Origin of the sequence: Wolbachia endosymbiont (group B) of Episyrphus balteatus (assembly GCF_947250575.1) — a bacterium.
In the GTDB taxonomy this organism is placed as follows: Bacteria; Pseudomonadota; Alphaproteobacteria; order Rickettsiales; family Anaplasmataceae; genus Wolbachia.
Genome location: NZ_OX366325.1, coordinates 156594 through 173708, shown reverse-complemented (window position 1 = coordinate 173708; position 17115 = coordinate 156594). Strand labels below are relative to the sequence as shown.

At 35.1% G+C, this 17115-nt stretch carries 21 protein-coding genes; 4 read left to right on the top strand and 17 right to left on the bottom strand.

Going from position 1 to position 17115, the window contains the following annotated elements; translation table 11 throughout:
- The first annotated feature begins 107 nt into the window (after positions 1–107).
- The gene (gene wmk / locus OOL05_RS00910) at positions 108–1040 is read left to right on the top strand and encodes a WO male-killing family protein Wmk (RefSeq protein WP_264730434.1); all 933 of its coding nucleotides are present in this window, start codon (positions 108–110) and stop codon (positions 1038–1040) included.
- A gap of 66 nt (positions 1041–1106) precedes the next feature.
- On the opposite strand, the gene OOL05_RS00905 is transcribed toward wmk, so the two are convergent.
- Positions 1107–2024: a patatin-like phospholipase family protein gene (locus OOL05_RS00905; protein ID WP_264730432.1), complete on the bottom strand. Its 918-nt coding sequence runs from the start codon at positions 2022–2024 to the stop codon at positions 1107–1109.
- Between OOL05_RS00905 and OOL05_RS00900 the strand changes: the two genes are divergently transcribed.
- Positions 2023–2544: a phospholipase D family nuclease gene (locus OOL05_RS00900; protein WP_264730430.1), complete on the top strand. Its 522-nt coding sequence runs from the start codon at positions 2023–2025 to the stop codon at positions 2542–2544. The genes OOL05_RS00905 and OOL05_RS00900 overlap by 2 nt on opposite strands.
- Here the strand turns inward: OOL05_RS00900 and OOL05_RS00895 are convergent, their stop codons facing one another.
- The 16 genes from OOL05_RS00895 to OOL05_RS00820 all read right to left on the bottom strand — a co-directional run bounded on the left by OOL05_RS00895 (position 2545) and on the right by OOL05_RS00820 (position 15517).
- On the bottom strand, positions 2545–2760 hold the full coding sequence (locus tag OOL05_RS00895) for a hypothetical protein (protein ID WP_264730428.1): 216 nt from the start codon (positions 2758–2760) through the stop codon (positions 2545–2547).
- Positions 2761–3045: 285 nt separating this feature from the next.
- The gene (locus tag OOL05_RS00890; protein WP_264730426.1) at positions 3046–3594 is read right to left on the bottom strand and encodes an ankyrin repeat domain-containing protein; all 549 of its coding nucleotides are present in this window, start codon (positions 3592–3594) and stop codon (positions 3046–3048) included.
- Between the two features lie 33 nt (positions 3595–3627).
- Entirely contained in the window at positions 3628–4578 is a 951-nt protein-coding gene (locus tag OOL05_RS00885; RefSeq protein ID WP_208571686.1) for a contractile injection system protein, VgrG/Pvc8 family, read from the bottom strand.
- A complete protein-coding gene (locus OOL05_RS00880; protein WP_208571687.1) occupies positions 4579–4788 on the bottom strand; it encodes a tail protein X in 210 nt (69 codons plus the stop codon).
- Positions 4785–5132, bottom strand: a complete 348-nt coding sequence (locus OOL05_RS00875) for a phage tail protein (protein ID WP_264730424.1) — start codon at positions 5130–5132, stop codon at positions 4785–4787. Before OOL05_RS00875 ends, OOL05_RS00880 begins: the two co-directional genes overlap by 4 nt.
- 1 nt (position 5133) lies before the next feature.
- Positions 5134–7440, bottom strand: coding sequence for a phage tail tape measure protein (locus OOL05_RS00870; RefSeq protein WP_264730422.1), 2307 nt, complete (start codon positions 7438–7440; stop codon positions 5134–5136).
- Positions 7422–7553: a hypothetical protein gene (locus tag OOL05_RS00865; protein WP_255565541.1), complete on the bottom strand. Its 132-nt coding sequence runs from the start codon at positions 7551–7553 to the stop codon at positions 7422–7424. Before OOL05_RS00865 ends, OOL05_RS00870 begins: the two co-directional genes overlap by 19 nt.
- The gene (locus tag OOL05_RS00860) at positions 7550–7807 is read right to left on the bottom strand and encodes a phage tail assembly protein (protein ID WP_264377101.1); all 258 of its coding nucleotides are present in this window, start codon (positions 7805–7807) and stop codon (positions 7550–7552) included. Before OOL05_RS00860 ends, OOL05_RS00865 begins: the two co-directional genes overlap by 4 nt.
- A gap of 46 nt (positions 7808–7853) precedes the next feature.
- Entirely contained in the window at positions 7854–8360 is a 507-nt protein-coding gene (locus OOL05_RS00855) for a phage major tail tube protein (protein WP_264377102.1), read from the bottom strand.
- 15 nt (positions 8361–8375) lie between these two features.
- Positions 8376–9551, bottom strand: a complete 1176-nt coding sequence (locus tag OOL05_RS00850) for a phage tail sheath subtilisin-like domain-containing protein (protein WP_264377103.1) — start codon at positions 9549–9551, stop codon at positions 8376–8378.
- Positions 9544–10095: a hypothetical protein gene (locus OOL05_RS00845; RefSeq protein ID WP_264377104.1), complete on the bottom strand. Its 552-nt coding sequence runs from the start codon at positions 10093–10095 to the stop codon at positions 9544–9546. Before OOL05_RS00845 ends, OOL05_RS00850 begins: the two co-directional genes overlap by 8 nt.
- 15 nt (positions 10096–10110) lie before the next feature.
- A complete protein-coding gene (locus OOL05_RS00840) occupies positions 10111–11496 on the bottom strand; it encodes a hypothetical protein (RefSeq protein WP_264377105.1) in 1386 nt (461 codons plus the stop codon).
- Positions 11493–11687 carry a hypothetical protein gene (locus OOL05_RS00835; RefSeq protein ID WP_264377106.1) on the bottom strand — a complete coding sequence of 65 codons (195 nt, stop codon included), beginning with the start codon at positions 11685–11687 and terminating at the stop codon, positions 11493–11495. Before OOL05_RS00835 ends, OOL05_RS00840 begins: the two co-directional genes overlap by 4 nt.
- Positions 11687–12871: a hypothetical protein gene (locus tag OOL05_RS00830; RefSeq protein ID WP_264377107.1), complete on the bottom strand. Its 1185-nt coding sequence runs from the start codon at positions 12869–12871 to the stop codon at positions 11687–11689. The genes OOL05_RS00835 and OOL05_RS00830 overlap by 1 nt, the downstream gene beginning before the upstream one ends.
- Positions 12872–12882: 11 nt before the next feature.
- The gene (locus OOL05_RS00825) at positions 12883–14814 is read right to left on the bottom strand and encodes a DUF4815 domain-containing protein (RefSeq protein ID WP_264690044.1); all 1932 of its coding nucleotides are present in this window, start codon (positions 14812–14814) and stop codon (positions 12883–12885) included.
- A 16-nt stretch (positions 14815–14830) separates the two neighbouring features.
- Entirely contained in the window at positions 14831–15517 is a 687-nt protein-coding gene (locus OOL05_RS00820) for a hypothetical protein (protein ID WP_264686082.1), read from the bottom strand.
- 252 nt (positions 15518–15769) lie between these two features.
- Here OOL05_RS00820 and OOL05_RS00815 point away from each other — a divergent pair, with 252 nt between their 5' ends.
- Positions 15770–16258 carry a sigma-70 family RNA polymerase sigma factor gene (locus OOL05_RS00815; RefSeq protein ID WP_264377110.1) on the top strand — a complete coding sequence of 163 codons (489 nt, stop codon included), beginning with the start codon at positions 15770–15772 and terminating at the stop codon, positions 16256–16258.
- A 52-nt stretch (positions 16259–16310) separates the two neighbouring features.
- A complete protein-coding gene (locus OOL05_RS00810) occupies positions 16311–17114 on the top strand; it encodes an ATP-binding protein (protein WP_264377111.1) in 804 nt (267 codons plus the stop codon).
- Position 17115 lies beyond the last annotated feature (1 nt).

The window sequence follows — 17115 nt, the reverse complement described above, 5'->3', positions numbered from 1 at the left end:
TTTTCTTCCCTTCTTACTTACAACCACAAAATTGCAACTTCTTTATAAGCTAAATTTTAGGTTATAGTAAAATAACAGATGGTTTATTTCGGTAAAATTGTTACGATATGGCAAATATCTCTATAAGATATAAAATAGCACAAAAAGTAAGAAGCTGGAGATTAAAACAAAAGTATACCCTAAAAGATTTAGTAGAGAAAACAGGCATAAAATATCATACATTACTAAGATATGAGCAAGGAACATGTGGCATTCCAACTGAAAAATTAAAAGTCATAGCGGAAGCATTATCAGTTCACATTGGTAGCTTATTTCCTAGACAAAAAGTACTGAGAGAAAGTTGTTCTTTTAACAAAGAATGGATGTACAACTTTATAGCAAAAATAAAGGGACAAGAATCATGCAAGTTGATTCGCGACTTAACTGGGTTTATTCAAGCTGAAGAGGAAAATAATGTAAAAGCTGCAAGGGTAAGCATGGCCAAGAACTTAGCGAAAGTAGGGTTTGATACTGATATTATCTATCGGGGAACTGGTTTGTCAATTGATGAATATGATGAGGAAAAAGGCTCTGAGCATTCAAACGAAGGACAAGAGATAAAAAAATGGAGAATAATAAGAGGGTATACTCAAGAAGAATTAGCAAAAAAGCTAGATGTAGGACCCTCACAGATACATCACTATGAACAAGGGAGTGCTACTATTTTAAGTGAAAGATTATGGGAAATAGCAGAGAAGTTATCAGTGAATGCTGAAGATCTGATGAAGAAGTATGAAGAAGATAATTGCAAAGCAGAAAACGAGCTATTAAGTTGGGTGAAAGAGTCTAAAAAAATTGACAATCAAGAATCACGAGATGAACTAGGCATATGGGTAGAATTTTTATCGCAAAGAAAGCAAATTTATAAAGAAAAGATTTACAAAGCAGAGGCAATAAAAGTTGCGAATAATCTACGTATGTTGGACGTTTCTATTGATGCTATTTCTAAAATAACAGATTTATCTATTGAGGAGCTTGAAAATTATGCTTTCAAAACTTAATCTGGGTTAAAAACAGCAGTAGTTTACTGACTCATAAATAATATATTAAAATATTAGAGAGAATAGTTATATATTTAATATTTCTATACAGAATTTTTCTATCACTTTTTGATTGTCCTCTACCATTGCCTTTGCCTCCTCCTGCAGAGATTTGATATTTTTTGATGTAATATTATCCATGTCAGGTGATGCTATTTTCAATTGCGATTGTATGCGTATATATTTATCAGCTATAACTTGATCAAGTTGGTAATTTACTGCATCTAAACTTGAAGCAAACATCACATGTAGTAGTGGCTTGATCCATCCTATTTTTCCAAATCTCCTTGAATTAAAATACTCTATGCTTCTATCTGTTCTGCCAGTACCAATTGATAAAATTATAATATCATCATTTGGAAATAACCTCTTACCACTTGCATATGCACAAGCCGCTGGATTATTTGCAAATACTCCGCCATCCACTAATACCATTTCCTTTTGGTTGATTTTAAGATATTTAGGTGCAAAGTAAGTAGGTGCTGCAGTTGTAGATCGTAATGCATCTTTCAATTTGATAAAATTTCTATCTTCTCTCCAGCTTTTAAAGAAGAAGGGATAATTGTTCTTAATATCGTAGCTTGTAAGCATTAAATTATTTGTTGCATCTGCAAGAGTAGAATCACCAAAATATCTATTCAGAACGCATTCAATATTTTTGCATGAATACTGTGCACAATTTAGCCAGGAAAATATTGATCTTCTGAAAAATGAAGACTTAAAGATATGTGACCCGTCTTTCTGATAGAGATCAACTAAGTCGAGAGCAGAGTATTGTTTATTACATAATCCGGCAACGATAATACCACCTGTAGAAGTTCCGACCATTAAGTCAAACATTTGAGAGATTGGCTTTTTTGTTCTATACTCTATTTCAGCTAGAACAATAGCAGGTATAATACCTCTTATGCCTCCACCGTCGACTGAAAGAATATATTTGGCCATGTTTAGATATTTATTGATTTTTTTAACTTGTTTGCTTTTATCAGGTTGTGTTTCTTGTCCAAGTACTACTGTATGTTTCACTCCTAGAGAAAATTGCACCAATCTAATAATTGATTCTGTGGGTCATGCTAAAAAATCCGTGTTGGTTCAGGCATACCAATTTACCTCGAAGCCTATTGCTGAATCCTTGGTTCAAGCTAAAAAGCGTGGAGTTGATGTCATGGTTATTCTCGACGAATCGCAAGTTAGCTCAAAGTATAGTGTTATCAATGAGCTGTTTGAGCAAAAAATCCCAATTTGGGTAGACTTTAAACCAGCGATTGCTCATAGTAAAATAATGATTATTGATGATAACAAAATAATAACTGGCTCTTTTAATTTCACCTATGCAGCTGAATCAAGAAATGCTGAGAATCTACTGATTATAACAGGGGATCCTCAATTAGTTGAGCAATACATCGAAAACTGGAAGGATCGTCAATCTCAATCTGATGCTTACACACCAAAAGTAGAAGAATAATTACTTTAAATCAGCTTTAAGTTCATCCAATTCCTCAGAAAGATTCTTTACCCGTTCTTCCAGACGATATACCGTAACGGCCAATCCATTGTTCTGCTCTATAAATTTATCATGCATGTGTACCCGTAAGTCTAGCTTGGCGAGCCACCAAATTGTTGCTATGGTCTGTATTACCATCGTTATTATTACTGTGATTGGGATTTTTTGTTTTTGCATGCTTTTCCTGATTGTATAATAAAAGACTTTCAATTATTTCTTGTTTGGTAGTGTTCATAAGCGTCAAGTTAAGTGCAAGCGGCATAAGAAGGAAAATGGAAAAAACTATTTTAGAAATTGAGTAATAAGGTTAGTAATTTATGGATCAATCTAAAAAAATTATCTTAAACTTGACATGTATAAATATTTCCTATTGTTTCCCAGTTACGAAATATTATAGCCTTTCTTGTAATAGTCCGAATGCGATAAGATATGTGTTTATGGCTATAGCAGACCAGTAGCATATTATGGTCTGTTCGGATTATTGTAAAAAGAGCTATACTGCTCAGATTTGTGTTCCTTTTCAGCATTATAGAGCAAGTGTATAATTTCATCGTATGGTTTATCTTTATTGTGCCGTGATCTTAGCACAGCTACATCTCTTGGGTTTTTTCCATCTTTATTTCTGATTGTAGGATTTGCACCTTTCTCCAATAAAAACCTTATGATTTCTAAATCCCCTCGATACGCAGCATTGTGAAGTGCTGTACTTCCATACCCGTTGATAATATTTACATTAATTCCTTCGTCTATCAGAAATTTGACAACTTCTAAGCATCCTTCTCCTGCAGCATAATGTAGTGTAGTAAGTTTAAAAATTTGCGTATCTATATCTAATAAATTTTTTACTGAAAACTTCGCAATTTCTAAGTTACAATTTTCAGATGCAATCCGCAATATTGTTTTATAATTATCTGTAGCTTTTGCTTTCGTATAGCAATAGGTAATAATAACACATACTACTGTTACTATAAACCACCAAAAATGTAGCTTATTTCTTGAGTCTCTGTTCATATTCAATACTTTTTTCAACATTAAACATTTGGTTTACTGATTTTTTCTTAACGTTGATGCTGATAACACAGTGCGATAACCTGAACTATCTAACACATGTTCTGCTCTGTCAATTATCCATTCACCGTCTATATCTTGATGAAACCCTAACAAGCTAAGTTTCGCCTCTGCAAATAGTTCTGGATTACCAGGCATAGTGATATCCAATACTGCATTATTTCGCTTTAGTTGTTTTAACTTAGCATTTGCTGCACTTAGTGCTGATTCTACATTAGAGTAAAGCGTTTGTATGGTATAACTTGGACTACCAGAGCCAACTGTTTCTGATATAGTTTCACCCTTTTCATAGCTATGCCATTTTGCAACCACTGAGTTGTACCTACTCACGGTAAAATGCACTTTCCAATTTATCGTGTCTTGAGGTCTAATAGCTGTTGTTCCTAAAGCTTTTCCAGTTGCCGACTTTGCTTTGCCTTTGGGAATAAAGAGTATGTATCCGCCAGCTAGCTTTGCCATTGCTCCGTATTCTATTGCTATTTTTGTTAATAAACTTATATCACTTTCTTCTATTTGGTTAATATGTGGAATCAACACATTTTCAAACTCTTCTGCAACTCCGTACCCATATCCGTGCTTTTCTGCTATTTCCTTAACCAAGTTACCTAAAGTAATTTGATGCCATTCCTTAGATACTTTCTCTTTTAATGACAGTCTTAAATTTGTTGCATGGGCTTTTATTAGTAAGGTTTTAGGTGGACTCTGCACCGTAATTTCATTAACTGTATATACACCCATTGGCATTACTCCGATTTCCCTGTACCCTAAAGAAATATTCAATTCATTAGGAATATCTATGTCTTTGTCCCTATAATCAACATGTACTTCAACTACATCGTCTATTGTCCCAGATTCATCGGTAAGGCGCAATGATATGACTCTATCTTTAACTGATTCACATTTATCTATTATAAAATCTGGCTGCATTTATTCCCAGACCTTTAATTTTGACTTTTGTACTGGTTTCTGAATAGTAGGAAGCTTTATCTTTAATCCTGCAGGCAAAAAGCTTCCGTATTCTGCCAAACCTAAGTTCTCTGCTAGTACTAATTCCACTACTCCATCCGTAAATCCATAATGTTTCCAGCAAATCAGATCTAGCATTTCTCCTTCTTTGGCTAAGTAATATATAATCATCTATAGCTCTTCAAACTCAAACTAAATTCAACTTTTCTTGGTAGTCCACTAGGTAAAAAATACATCTGCTTTTCTTCTAACCTGGTAATTACGAACTGTCCTAAAATATTACCTAAACTATCTACTAAAATATGTGGTTTTTCAGCTTCTTTCATATTCTTTAATTGATTTAGCCCATTGAGATTATGTAGATAAATCGTTCCTTCTAAATCTATATCTTCTATACCTTGACCGATATTTTGTAATAGTGGCATATTTTCAATACACTCAATTGTACTCCAACGATTTTCTCTATTATACTTTAAACTTGTTGGAGCAAATTTATAAGGGCCAAGAGACAACATTTTAATAAACGGAGTCTATGGTATCAAATAAAACATCACGTGACTTTTCTCTTATCCTTTTTATTACTTCATCTGCAAGACTACGAACATCTTGATTTGGCTCTGCTTTAATGCTGATAGTATAATTATTAGTGATGTTCTGAGTTTTATTTTGTTCTTTATTTTCAAATTTACTCTTTGCAAATATCTTATCATTATCACTCTCTGTAAACTTTTTCTCCTCAATAAGGCTTTTGATTCTGAAGCTATTCTGATTTCTATTGGAAAATTCTTTAATTATACTGTTACCTAGCAAAGGATTTCCACTGTTGAGAATATTACTCTTTAGGGGATTATGTACTGCTTTTATTTCAGTAACAATACTTTTTCTTTTTTCAAATTCTTTCAGTGGACTATTTTTAGCAAATATGCTACTAACTGTATTTTCTATCCATGAAAAGGCTTCTCCTATAGGTTTAATGAGTGATTTTATGTATTCCAAAAAGCTAGAAAAAAAGTCTTTCACCTTTTGCCAGTTAGTCACAACAAGAGCTGCACCAGTAACAAGACTTGCTATTAAAAATCCAATCGGGTTACTCATTATAGCGAGTGTTATTGCTCTTAGTCCTGTTACTACTGCAGGAAAAACTGTAGCTGATAAAAATGAAAATACTCCAAGTAGGTTTGCTTTCAGACTAAAAATCGTACTTCCTAGCAATGTAAATCCGTATCCTAGTCCTACTGCTACAATTTTTAAACTTATTAAAGCTGCTATAGTTCCCATGATTGCTGTAGTTAAGGTTGGATATTTTTCTGCAAACTCTGCTATATATCTAGTTTTTTCTTGTAAAAATTCAGCTATAAATTTTAAAGTAGGCAGCATCACCGAGCCCAGGTTCATACCAACTTCAGCTATTGCATTTCGAAGGAGTCTTAATTTATTGGCTGTAGTGTCTGCACGATTTTTGAATTCTTTTTGCAGAGAGCTTCCGTACTTTTCTGTGTTAGCCAATAACTTTATTGCATCCTCATACTTATTAAAACTTCCAGCTAATAATGCAATATCATCTTGATATTCCTGACCGAAAAGTCTCATCAGGATTGTAGAACGTTCCTGATTATCCATTTTCTTTAGAGTTTGAAAAAAGTAGAGTAATGCTTCTTCCCCATTTTCACTTATTCTTTGCACCATTTCTTCTGTGGATATACCCATTTCTTCTAGCGCTGCCTTAAATTCTTTTCCTTGTCCTTCAGCAGTTTGAAGCTTAGAAAGTAAAGCATTTATAGCAGTTGCAGCTTTTGCTGGTTGTTTGCCTAAACTAATGAAAGCATTTACTAAACTGCTGGTTTGTTCAAACTTTAATCCAAACTGCTTTGCAGTACCACCAACTATTGCTAGAGCTTCAACCATATCTTTTGCTTTAGCAGCAGTGTTATCTGATAAGTGGTTGATTACATTACCAACGTGCTCCATTTCACTAACATCAATTCCATAAACGTTAGAGAGTTTAGCTATGGAATCACCTGCTTGCTCTGCAGACATATCAAATGCTGTAGACATTTTTGCCACCGTTTCTGTAAATTTGAAAAGATCTTCTTTTTTGATACCAAGTTGACCACCGCTTGCAGCTATTTGTGCCAGTTCTGCGGCTGATAATGGTACAGTACGTGACATCTCTTTTAACTTTTTTGCAAATTTATCAGATTCCTTTGTCTTTTCATCAAAATCAACTACTTTTGTAACATCAGCCATAGCACTTTCAAAGTCAATAGCAACTTTAATTGGTGCTGCAAGTGAAAGCCCTAGTCCAATAGTCTCTATAATTTGTGACTTAAAATGTGTCTTACTTGCTAAAAAACTTTGGTGACTACGTATTGCAGACCCAAGCTTACCATACTTACCTTTTAGCACTTCAATAGAAGAACCAAGTTTATATTGATCACTTACTAATGACTTAATATTTCTTCCACTTTTTCTTACTTCCTCATTGAATGAATGCAAAGCATCTCTCTTTCTTAAGTATGCCTCTTTTGCTTTTGTTGCGGAGGTTTTGGCCTTGTCAAACTCAGCTTTTAAAGTTTTGCTTGGTTTCTCTATTGCTTTCATTTGTTTAGCTAAAGATTTTACCTGATCCTCAAAACCTTTCCATGACCTTCTGCTAGTTAAAACATCACTACCCAACTGCTTAAACTTTGATACTGATTTTAAAGATGAATCAAGCTTTCTTATATTCTCACCAAGACGGGTAAGTTGACCACTGCTTCCCTTTATTACAGTATTAAAACTGCCATCAAGTACCGCACCTATTTTTATCGATAATACTGACATTTGAACTCCCTAGCTAATTTGCTCCATAAAATAAACTCACTAATCTCCATATCAAGAATGTGCTCAACTCCACCACCTATGATAGAGCCAAGCACTAGTATTTCTAATCTCAAGTTTTTTGGATAATCGGTGAAAAAAAATCCTTTAATACTTCTTGAATTTTCACATAATCAGCAATATCTAACTCTTCAATTGCTTCTTTTGCAACTGATGTCAAATTGGCAGTCAAAGTTACTTCCTTATTTAGGTCACTACCATTAAGTCTCTCAATAGCTAGATAATCCCTAACTTTTGGACGTCTAACGGTAAGTTCTGAGACAGAAATTCCATCAACTGTTATTGGATTATCAAGTTTTACTGTTGTCATACTTTCTCCTAAAAAATAAAATTCTAAAATCTTTTTAAAACTAAACCTAAATACCTAAAACCGTTTGCAGCAAGGCCATTTGATCAACACCATTTATCTTTCTAATCATATTTTCAGCATCGATTTCTATCAGCTCATTACCACCTATCGTAAGTTTATAATAATGGGCAGCTACAGTACACTTCAGCGTTGCTTTTTCAGCAGGTTTCCAGTTACCAAAGTCAAATTCTTTAAAAATGCCTCTTAAATTGATTATTACTGCTTCAATATCATTACTTCCACTACCTTGCATTCCACCACGGAGCGTCAAAGCTACTGAATTCCCATTTATTAGACCAAATAGCCTAAAGAGTTCTGTATCGTATTCAGAAAAAGTGAAATCTGCTTCAATCTTTTCCATGCCCATATCAATATTTACTGTAATATCCATACCACCAGCACGATACTCTTCTGTTTTTATGGTAAGTTTTGGTAGGGTAATTTCATCTATTTTTCCTGCATAACCACGACCATCAACAAATACATTAAAATTCTTTAAAATCTTTGGTAACATCTCTTTCTCCCCTTTTTATAATATTGTACCACTCACAAGATGTGACCTGAAAGTAATCTGTTCTGCTGGATATGGTGGTGTAAACTCGAAATCAAAATACACTTTCCCGCTTGCAATGTTTGCCGGTGTATTGAGCTCTGGTGTTGCATAACATTTTCCACTGATAATCGCTCCTTGTGCTTTTAAATTGGCCAAATAAGAATTTACCCCCTCAATCACATCATCTATATAGGTTTTGGTAATATTGCGATCAACTGCCCATAAATGAGCTCGAAGTAAACTATCGTTAATTAAATCTGCAGTCCTTCTCACTGACAAAAAAGCCCATTTTGAGTCATTTGAACATGTCCTATTTCCCCAAAGCCTATAGCCATTTTGATGAATTATCGTTGTTACTTCATTTTCATTTAAATGGTTTGCTCTACAATTTGTATTACCGAGCGTAAAATCAATAGGCCTGCTTGTTCCAACAATACCATTTATCTCTTTATTTGAAGGTGAATGCCAAAATCCTTGCTCGCTATCTATTTTAGCTATTAAACCTGCTACAAATGGGCTTGCCGGTTTTTCTTCCCCTTCAAACACCTTAACCCATGGATCAACTACGTAAACTCTTGAATTACTGATGCTTTTTCGCCATTTTATTGCTTCTTCATCATTGGTATTTGGTCCATCTGCAACAATAATTGCTCTTAATTTTTCTGCTATGGAAATTAAAGCACTCACTACTGGATTTACTCCATCTATTTCAGGTAACTGATGAGTAAACTGAGGTGCAATTAATATTCTTGGCGCAACATGGACTATACTTTCACTGCTGAGAAATGCCTCAATTCCCTGATATTCTCCAGTCTCTTTATCAACTCCACCGATTATACTTTGAATAGTTTCACTTTCTTTGAGCTTTGAATCGCTGTTTTCACTTTCTTTAACTCGAATAACTACTACTGTTGCACCGATTTGGGAAAATATTCCATTTACTGCAGAAGGTAAACTTCCATTCTTTCCAAGTCTTGCTGCTTCTTTTAAGCTTCCTGCTATCAGTACCGGTTTATTCAGTGGAAATTTTTGCTCATCAGCTTCAGGTGCAGTACCAATTACACCTATCACTGATGATTTAGCTGCACGTACTGTTTTTGCTCCTGAGGTTACCTCAATAACATTTACTCCGTGCAAAAATTCTTCAACCATTTCTTTGCATCTTTTGTTTAAAATCGTTTAGTAAGTTCTCTACACTTTTGGCTTCTGCAATTTTCTTCTTGGTAATGTCTTCCAACTCTTCACATTTCATTATTTCTTTTACTGCTTTTTTTACTTTTTCTTCAATGATTCTTGCCATTTCAGTAACTGTAATACCACGTACTTTTGCTAATGGCTCTATAATTTCTGCATCTTTTTCGTCTATAGATTCTGGTGCTGCTAGAATGTTTTCTGCGGCTTTTGCTTGTATTTCGTACGACTTAAGCTTCTGATGAGAATATCCTGCGTATTGGTGAGTATAGTTATTATAATAAGTACGGAGACTAGAAAGTGCAGAAAGTTTTGCATTTTCCAATAATTCCAGCTCAATATCTTCCTTATTCCTTTCAACAATTTTCTCTCCTTCTGTTAAACAATAACTTTTTTGCCAGTCAAAATTCTTTGGCGCTTCATACCAATCATTTCCAATTGGCTTACTTTCAAGCGTTGTTGTTTCTACTTGTTTGTTATGTTCAAATCTAATATAAATTGGCATTGGTTTTCTCCGTTTTTAATTCCAAATTTTATGAGTGGCATCTAATCCTGGGCATTGCCAAGCTCTTAGCGTTCTCTCTACGTCCACCTCAAGTCCTGTGGTTAGAAAATTGCTGCGAAAGTTATATATTCCCCACTGAATAAATTGACCATAGATTGTGCTATACGTATGCTCACTTTCAAAGAACTCAGGTGTCTCACCAACTCTTTCACCCCCTGAGTGAAGATTGGATGACGTATAAAGTAACACTGTAACAGTTTTTCCTGCTGGAATGATTATGTTACCTGATGCAATAAATTCAGGACTGTTAATTTCATGCTGGTAAATACGTGCCCAAGTAATTCTCGAAATCTCTGACTTCCTTGTATTAGTTTTATCAGGTGTACCTATAAATAATCCTGCTCCTCCATAATTAACTTCATCTTTATACCACATTGCAGATCCAACAAAGTTTAGAGTTTTACTTATATCTACATTGCTTGTGTTTTTTACGAATATTACTCCCAATGCAGCATAAGGGTATTTCAGCATATTGAATTGCTCAGAAAATCCATCATACATGAATCTTGGGTATAATTCTCCATAGATAAATGTACCTTTGCTTCCCTCTAAAAAACTGAGTTGTCTTGGCCGATAAAAACTAACATAGCTTGTATCATATGTGTGAGTACCTGCTAGTAGTTGTAGCATATAGTCTGTTTTTGTTACATCACTACTCCACTGACCAAGCTCAGTTGTAAAAGTTCCGTGGCCAAAGTAATTATTTTTTCTACTTAGTACACCAAATAAAAAAGGTAATGCTCCAGGTTCAATCATATGACGATTTCTTACTTCTTTCATGATTGATGAGCCACTTGGTACATCATTAACAGTACGGAAGTTATTCACTAAACCTTTAAGACCATCTTTATGATCATCGCCAACACTGTTTATTGCTGCAATATTGGCATTCTTTCTTGTATCAAGTAGCGATAAATTTGTTGTTCCTTTTTCATCAATTCTCTTTAATAACTGCTTCTCTGATTCAGAGATCACTGCTAAAGAACTAGCTTTTTTATTATCCAGATCAGTTAAGTGTTTTTTTGCACTATCAAGAAGTTCTTTTAGCTTACCATCTGTCATCTGTACAATTTCAGAAACTGAACTTTTGCCGATTATTGATTCCAGTGCTTTAGCAAGATATGCTAGTTGATCTGGAGTACTGTTTTCTGCTAAATCCTTAAGTCTTTTTTGTAGTGCATCAATTATTCCTTTTACTTCAGTCATCTGCACAATGTCAGCAATAGCTTTTTTATCTGCTATCAATTCCAGTGATTTTGCAAGATATGCCAGTTGATCAGGTGTGCTGTTTGCTGCTAAATCCTTTATCCTTTGATGTAACGCTTCTATTGCTTCTTTCATTCCCAAAAATTCAAAAAAGTTTCAAATCTAAATCGTTTAAAATTATTTTTTAGTTGATTATGCTCATCTTCTCTTTCGGTAATATCTTCATCTATTTTCTCAATTGTGATACGGATACGAACAACATCCTGCACAGCAATATTTTCTGGATGAGGCAGTGGATATCCTCGTTTGGTTTGGTCAACAGTCATTATGTGACAATCACTCTGAGATTTTTTACCTTAGGGCGATAAACAACTGTTCCACTTAAAACTAATTTTATCCTTGTCTCATTAGCATTAAAGTTTGTCAGTACATGAGTTCTCTCCACCCAGCTTTCTCCAATTGGTTTTCCTGATGTTAAATTTACTAATTGCCAATCCACGTTTTTTTGTACATATGCTTTAACATCTGCAGTGCCAGGTATTAGCGCATCATACGTTATGGTGATTTTAGTGTTAGCTCCTGCTGTAATGCTTCTAGTTACATAATCTCCTTTTTCCCCTATATTACCCATAACTAGCTGTAACCCAGGATATAGCACTGGACTTTTTTCTTTTGACCCTTTTAAATTTGCCTTTACTGTTAGCTCTCCAGATAGTCTTTCACGCAGCGCGAGCGGCAAGTTATCAGATAGAAAATTTTCTTTTCCTTCTTCATCTGTCAGAATAAATTCTACATTGGTATCAAATGCTACTTTTTCGACGTTCGTCAAAACAATTAAATCTGATACGTTATTTGCAGTAACTTTACCAAGATCAATAACGTGAGAATTTTCGCTAAATTTTGCAGCTAGTAGTCGAAACGTTAAATCTAAATTTTGATGTGGAGTCCAGGTGCTTGCATTGCTAGATGAAAGTAATACTCCTACTTGATATGGCTGACTTGTTACCCAACGGCTATTTACTGCATCATATTTGCCAAGTTCTGCTATCTTTACTGCAGTACCAGGATCATCAGTAAGCAGTACTATTGCATACTCCTCTCCTGCATGGCAAAACACTGGTGGCCATTCTATACATGTTGCTGTGCCATCTATCTTTATATCTTTTGGCTCAATATAACTTTCAGCAATGACAGTCTGCGAGGGCATTCCCACTGCTGTTTCTCTAATCTGCACAACAACACGTTTTTTGCCGCTATTTGTGAACCATAAGTTTAGGCCTCCTATGTGTCTGCTCTCATTTAAAGTAAATGTTTGGGCTAAAGGGTCAATTCTTCTTGCTGCGATAACTCTTCTTCTTTCTTCTATAGTAATAGTTTTTTTACCAGTATAAGTTGTCTCTCCATAGCTTCCTTTATCCCCATAAAATTGTACTAATTTAGTACCTGCTGGAATATTAGCAGGAACGGTAAATCTTCCTTTTAATTTTCCCTGGTTGTTAGCTGTGAGCATATTTTTACCTCTTACGCAGTAGGCTGAATGAAGATACCATCGAACTTCACCTCCTTGAGCTTTTCATTTGGCTCAAAACCTTCGATCTCAAAATTCTGTACTGCTTCTCGCATAAATTCAGTTTCATAAGAATTACTTGACAATAGCTCTGTTGTTTCTCTAGTATTAAACACTCTAGTTACTGGACTTTTCCAATTCGTGGTAACCTCTGTCCAGTGGTCAATGTTTTTATTTAGAGTAATTTGTGCCGGGACTGGATCAAAAGCTTGATATGGATTGATCTTTTCTCCTTTGGTCTGTAAAAGCTGCTCCAGTACCGGTTCAAGTTTATAAGGCAAAAGATATCTTTCCCCACCTTTTTCAATATCTGCAACTTCTACATCTATTGGCAGAACTAGCTCTCTATTTACTATTGCTGCAGACTGCGAAATTCCTTGATCACGCATATCATCATCAAAGAATGAATCAACAAATATTCCTTTTTTGGTGGTAGGTTCTCTTGAATTTGCATCACTGCGTAGACGTTCCTGTGCAACAAGAGCATAAAGATCATTTATTCCTTTTTTCATTGCTTCAAGCTCATTCATCGGTACAGCATGAATAGCATTATTCACTATTTTTATCCCTTCTTTTTCTCCGTTTTTCCATGTCTGATGAATGTAGCAGAGCAAAAGTTGTCCGCTAGGTGCTTTAGGCATTGATGGTCGCCAAGGGTGAGCTATACCTTTTATTCTCCTTACTGCTCCTTTGCTATCGATAGTAATTAAATCAAAGCGGGGCATTTTCCAGGTGTAATCAATCAGAACCAAGCTGTTATCAACTGCTCCTTTTACTTTACATCCCTCTTCACTTATATCTTCAGGACTTACATGAGTGCGACAGTGGTAAGTTATTTGATAACTACTTCCAGGAGCTGGCTCTTTACCAGGTAATGACCAATCGACGTTTCCTGCGTTTAATTTGTAATCTATACTATTTTCATAAATAACATTACCTTGTTTAATTTGAATAATCTCAAGTACCGCAGAGTCAGGTATTGGATCAACAGCTCCTGAGTATGAACCGTGAGTAATGGTAATGGTTTTTTGAACGGTTATATCTACTTTTTTAATTTCACTTATTGGAAAATCATTAACTTTAAGTTCCATTACTCTTTGGCTATTTGGCTGAAAAGTATGTGGTTCTGATTCAACTGATTTTATATCCGGATCTTCATCAAAAGAAACACGAATACTGTGAGGAAGTTCAATCTCATAGCCATCAACATGAGCTTTGCCCTCATTAATCACAAATATTTTTTTCCCCTTTTCGTCCCCTTCTTCTCTCTGCAAACAAATTACTTCTAGACCGTTTACTACGTAAGATCCATTTGCTTCTTTATCATAACGAGCAAGAGCTGTAGTTACTATGTTTGCTTGTGGTGGCGGTGAATGTTCTATTAATACTCCATTTTCAATGTTATAAATTGGATAAAATTCTCCTTCAGAAAAACGTGGAGAAAGACCTTCTGCTTGATAACCCCAAATGGTGGAAACTTTAAGCCTTGCAGCGCCTACTTCTTGATAATTACGTGTACCAACTGCAGGATCACGAAGATTTTCGTCCTCAAGTTCTGTAATTGTAGATTCTAGATAATAAACACCTATGCGAACTGTAGTATTAAGCGGGATAACAAACTCTTTTGCCTCTACCTTTCTCACCGCTCCACGAAGATAGATTTTTCCTGACTCAAGTGTAACTTTTTCCCCATCTATGATGCAATTGCTTCCTGTTATAACATCACCATCACGAAATATTGCATCACCTATGCCTTTAAGCTTAGAGAGAGCATATTCTTGGGTTTCGTTTAATTCTGCAGATTGTAGACCTCTTCCTGCCAGGAACAAACTTTTTTCGTACTCTTTGTCAGGATTAAAGCGGTTATAATAGGCGTTTAAAGTCATTTTATGCTAGAAAAATTCAAAAAGTTACAACAAATGAAAAAGTTTCCCGAGTTGCAGATGTTCTGATAAGTGGTACGGTGTGTTCTAAAACTAACAAAATCCCAGGATTTTCCACGTCTTTTGGCTCGAAATATCTCTGTCCTTCAGGTAATCCTTCTTTTATTTTAGTACCAACCATAACCCCTAATTCCCGTATAACTTGATTTGCTGCGTCCGTGAAATCGAAAGTAAATTTAAGGTAGAGATTGTTGGTTGGTACAGCGGAAGATTTAAACCTTCCAGAAGGAGTTATAAGTTCGCCGTTTTCATCACCTTTGCAGAAGAGAACTTCGTCTGCAGTACGTCTGCCAAGTTCATTGAGTAGTTTTTGAGAAGTAATAGGCTCCGGTGGTGTGCTTTGAACGTACTCTATAGTAACTGTACTATTCTCTACAATAGAGCTATTTTCTGTGCGCTGAATAACACCAGTACTACTCTCAACTATATAATCTATACTTGGCTGATAAGTTGTTTGTCTGATAAAAATTTTTACGTCTTTAATGGGATGGTGATCAAGCTTGATTTCGCTATCAGCTGCAAAAGTTTTTTCTACTTTATGATTGCTTTCCCAACCTGCATCACCTGTTCCCCAGGCAAGATGTATCGGCTGCTCTTTTATACTTGCTGCTATTGCTGCTCTTCCTGATTGTGTAAGAATTGACACCTGTGATGAGTTTGAAAGGCTTATATAATATATATTCAGGATTTGGAAAATTTTTGTCCAAAAAAAATGAATTTTTGCCTAATTTTTTGTTGCAGTATTATTTAAAAATCGAACTGTATTATTCTCGAAAAAAAAACAATAGAATATCAATAGGTTAAAAATTGCATCTGTATTATTTATTTTTGCCCCTGTCCTACAAAGTGGACCTGTAAGTTCTCATCCTTAAAGCATTAATTGTTTTAGGGAAAAGTTATGAAACTAAAAACTGCCATAGTTGTTCAAAATATACGGTATCAAGCTAAGAGATTAAAACTTTTTGAATGCTTTGCTCATGAAACTCATGAAGATCTTGAGCAAGAACTTTTCTGTGAAATTTGGACTTATCTTGATAGATATGATGAAAGTAAAGGTAGCTTTAACACTTTTGTAGCAAGATTAACTGAACGTCGTGCCAATAACTTATTGGAGAAACAACTATGTATGAAGCGCAATATTAATAACTATGTCAATATTGAGAAAACAGAAGCTTTTGAAGATGAAGTAGCGAAACGTACTGATGTAGATTACATGATTTCAACGCTACCAAGAAAGATGCAAAAGATATGCGAACAACTCAAGTACTTTAACTTATATGAAGTTGCTAAGATGAACAACATATCAAGAACTACTTTAAATACTATGATAAGAAAAATACGTATAAAACTCTCTTCCATCTACTACAAGAGCAAAAAGAAAAATTGAACATAAATTCTACCTTTCCTGAATATATAACATATACCATTGAGGTGAATAAATGACTTTTAAAATTCTAAACAATAATGAAAGATTGAAAACAACTACAGGAATAAAAGTAGTAATTTTTGGTCCTTACGGTATTGGTAAAACCAGCCTCTTAAAGACTATAAGTGAACCAACACTATGTCTTGACTTTGAAGCAGGTCTGCTTGCTGTTCAAGATTGGCAGGGAGATTCAATTAGTGTTCGTACTTGGAATCAAGCTCGGGATATTGCCTGCCTAATTGGTGGTCCGAACCCTGCACTAAAATCTGATCAAGCGTATAGCCAAAGACACTATGAGCACGTATCAAGTAAATACAATGAAGAGTTTTCTAAATATCGATGTATTTTTATTGATAGCATCACTGTAGCATCACGTCTTTGTCTCTTATGGGCAAAAATGCAACCGGAAGCTTTTTCTGAGAGAAGTGGAAAGCAAGACATGAGAGCTGCTTACGGAATACTTGCGCAAGAGATGATGGCTTGGCTCAATCAGTTTCAACATATCAGAGATAAAGACATCATAATAGTTGGCACATTAGGTCAATATCTCGATGACTGCAATCGTCCAACTTGGCTACCTCAATGTGAAGGAGCTAAAACTGCTAGTGAGATTCCAGGGATAGTTGATGAGGTAATCAGCATGGTTGGAATCAAGAAAGATGATGGTACAGAGAAACGTTCATTTGTCTGTCAGACTATTAATACTTGGGGATACCCAGCTAAAGATCGCAGTGGCTGCCTGAATATGGTTGAGGAACCACATCTAGGTAAATTACTTGCGAAAATTAAAGCCAAAACTTTGGCTCCTATTGTTTAAT

Coding starts and splice junctions, on each gene's coding strand:
- OOL05_RS00905 (WP_264730432.1), bottom strand. CDS start 2,024: ATGGCCAAATATATTCTTTCAGTCGACGGTGGAGGCATAAGAGGTATT.
- OOL05_RS00840 (WP_264377105.1), bottom strand. CDS start 11,496: ATGAAAGAAGCAATAGAAGCGTTACATCAAAGGATAAAGGATTTAGCA.
- OOL05_RS00810 (WP_264377111.1), top strand. CDS start 16,311: ATGACTTTTAAAATTCTAAACAATAATGAAAGATTGAAAACAACTACA.
- OOL05_RS00900 (WP_264730430.1), top strand. CDS start 2,023: ATGTTTAGATATTTATTGATTTTTTTAACTTGTTTGCTTTTATCAGGT.
- OOL05_RS00890 (WP_264730426.1), bottom strand. CDS start 3,594: ATGAACAGAGACTCAAGAAATAAGCTACATTTTTGGTGGTTTATAGTA.
- OOL05_RS00835 (WP_264377106.1), bottom strand. CDS start 11,687: ATGACTGTTGACCAAACCAAACGAGGATATCCACTGCCTCATCCAGAA.
- OOL05_RS00830 (WP_264377107.1), bottom strand. CDS start 12,871: ATGCTCACAGCTAACAACCAGGGAAAATTAAAAGGAAGATTTACCGTT.
- OOL05_RS00870 (WP_264730422.1), bottom strand. CDS start 7,440: ATGTCAGTATTATCGATAAAAATAGGTGCGGTACTTGATGGCAGTTTT.
- wmk (WP_264730434.1), top strand. CDS start 108: ATGGCAAATATCTCTATAAGATATAAAATAGCACAAAAAGTAAGAAGC.
- OOL05_RS00895 (WP_264730428.1), bottom strand. CDS start 2,760: ATGCAAAAACAAAAAATCCCAATCACAGTAATAATAACGATGGTAATA.
- OOL05_RS00880 (WP_208571687.1), bottom strand. CDS start 4,788: ATGATTATATATTACTTAGCCAAAGAAGGAGAAATGCTAGATCTGATT.
- OOL05_RS00885 (WP_208571686.1), bottom strand. CDS start 4,578: ATGCAGCCAGATTTTATAATAGATAAATGTGAATCAGTTAAAGATAGA.
- OOL05_RS00850 (WP_264377103.1), bottom strand. CDS start 9,551: ATGGTTGAAGAATTTTTGCACGGAGTAAATGTTATTGAGGTAACCTCA.
- OOL05_RS00825 (WP_264690044.1), bottom strand. CDS start 14,814: ATGACTTTAAACGCCTATTATAACCGCTTTAATCCTGACAAAGAGTAC.
- OOL05_RS00855 (WP_264377102.1), bottom strand. CDS start 8,360: ATGTTACCAAAGATTTTAAAGAATTTTAATGTATTTGTTGATGGTCGT.
- OOL05_RS00815 (WP_264377110.1), top strand. CDS start 15,770: ATGAAACTAAAAACTGCCATAGTTGTTCAAAATATACGGTATCAAGCT.
- OOL05_RS00845 (WP_264377104.1), bottom strand. CDS start 10,095: ATGCCAATTTATATTAGATTTGAACATAACAAACAAGTAGAAACAACA.
- OOL05_RS00875 (WP_264730424.1), bottom strand. CDS start 5,132: ATGTTGTCTCTTGGCCCTTATAAATTTGCTCCAACAAGTTTAAAGTAT.
- OOL05_RS00860 (WP_264377101.1), bottom strand. CDS start 7,807: ATGACAACAGTAAAACTTGATAATCCAATAACAGTTGATGGAATTTCT.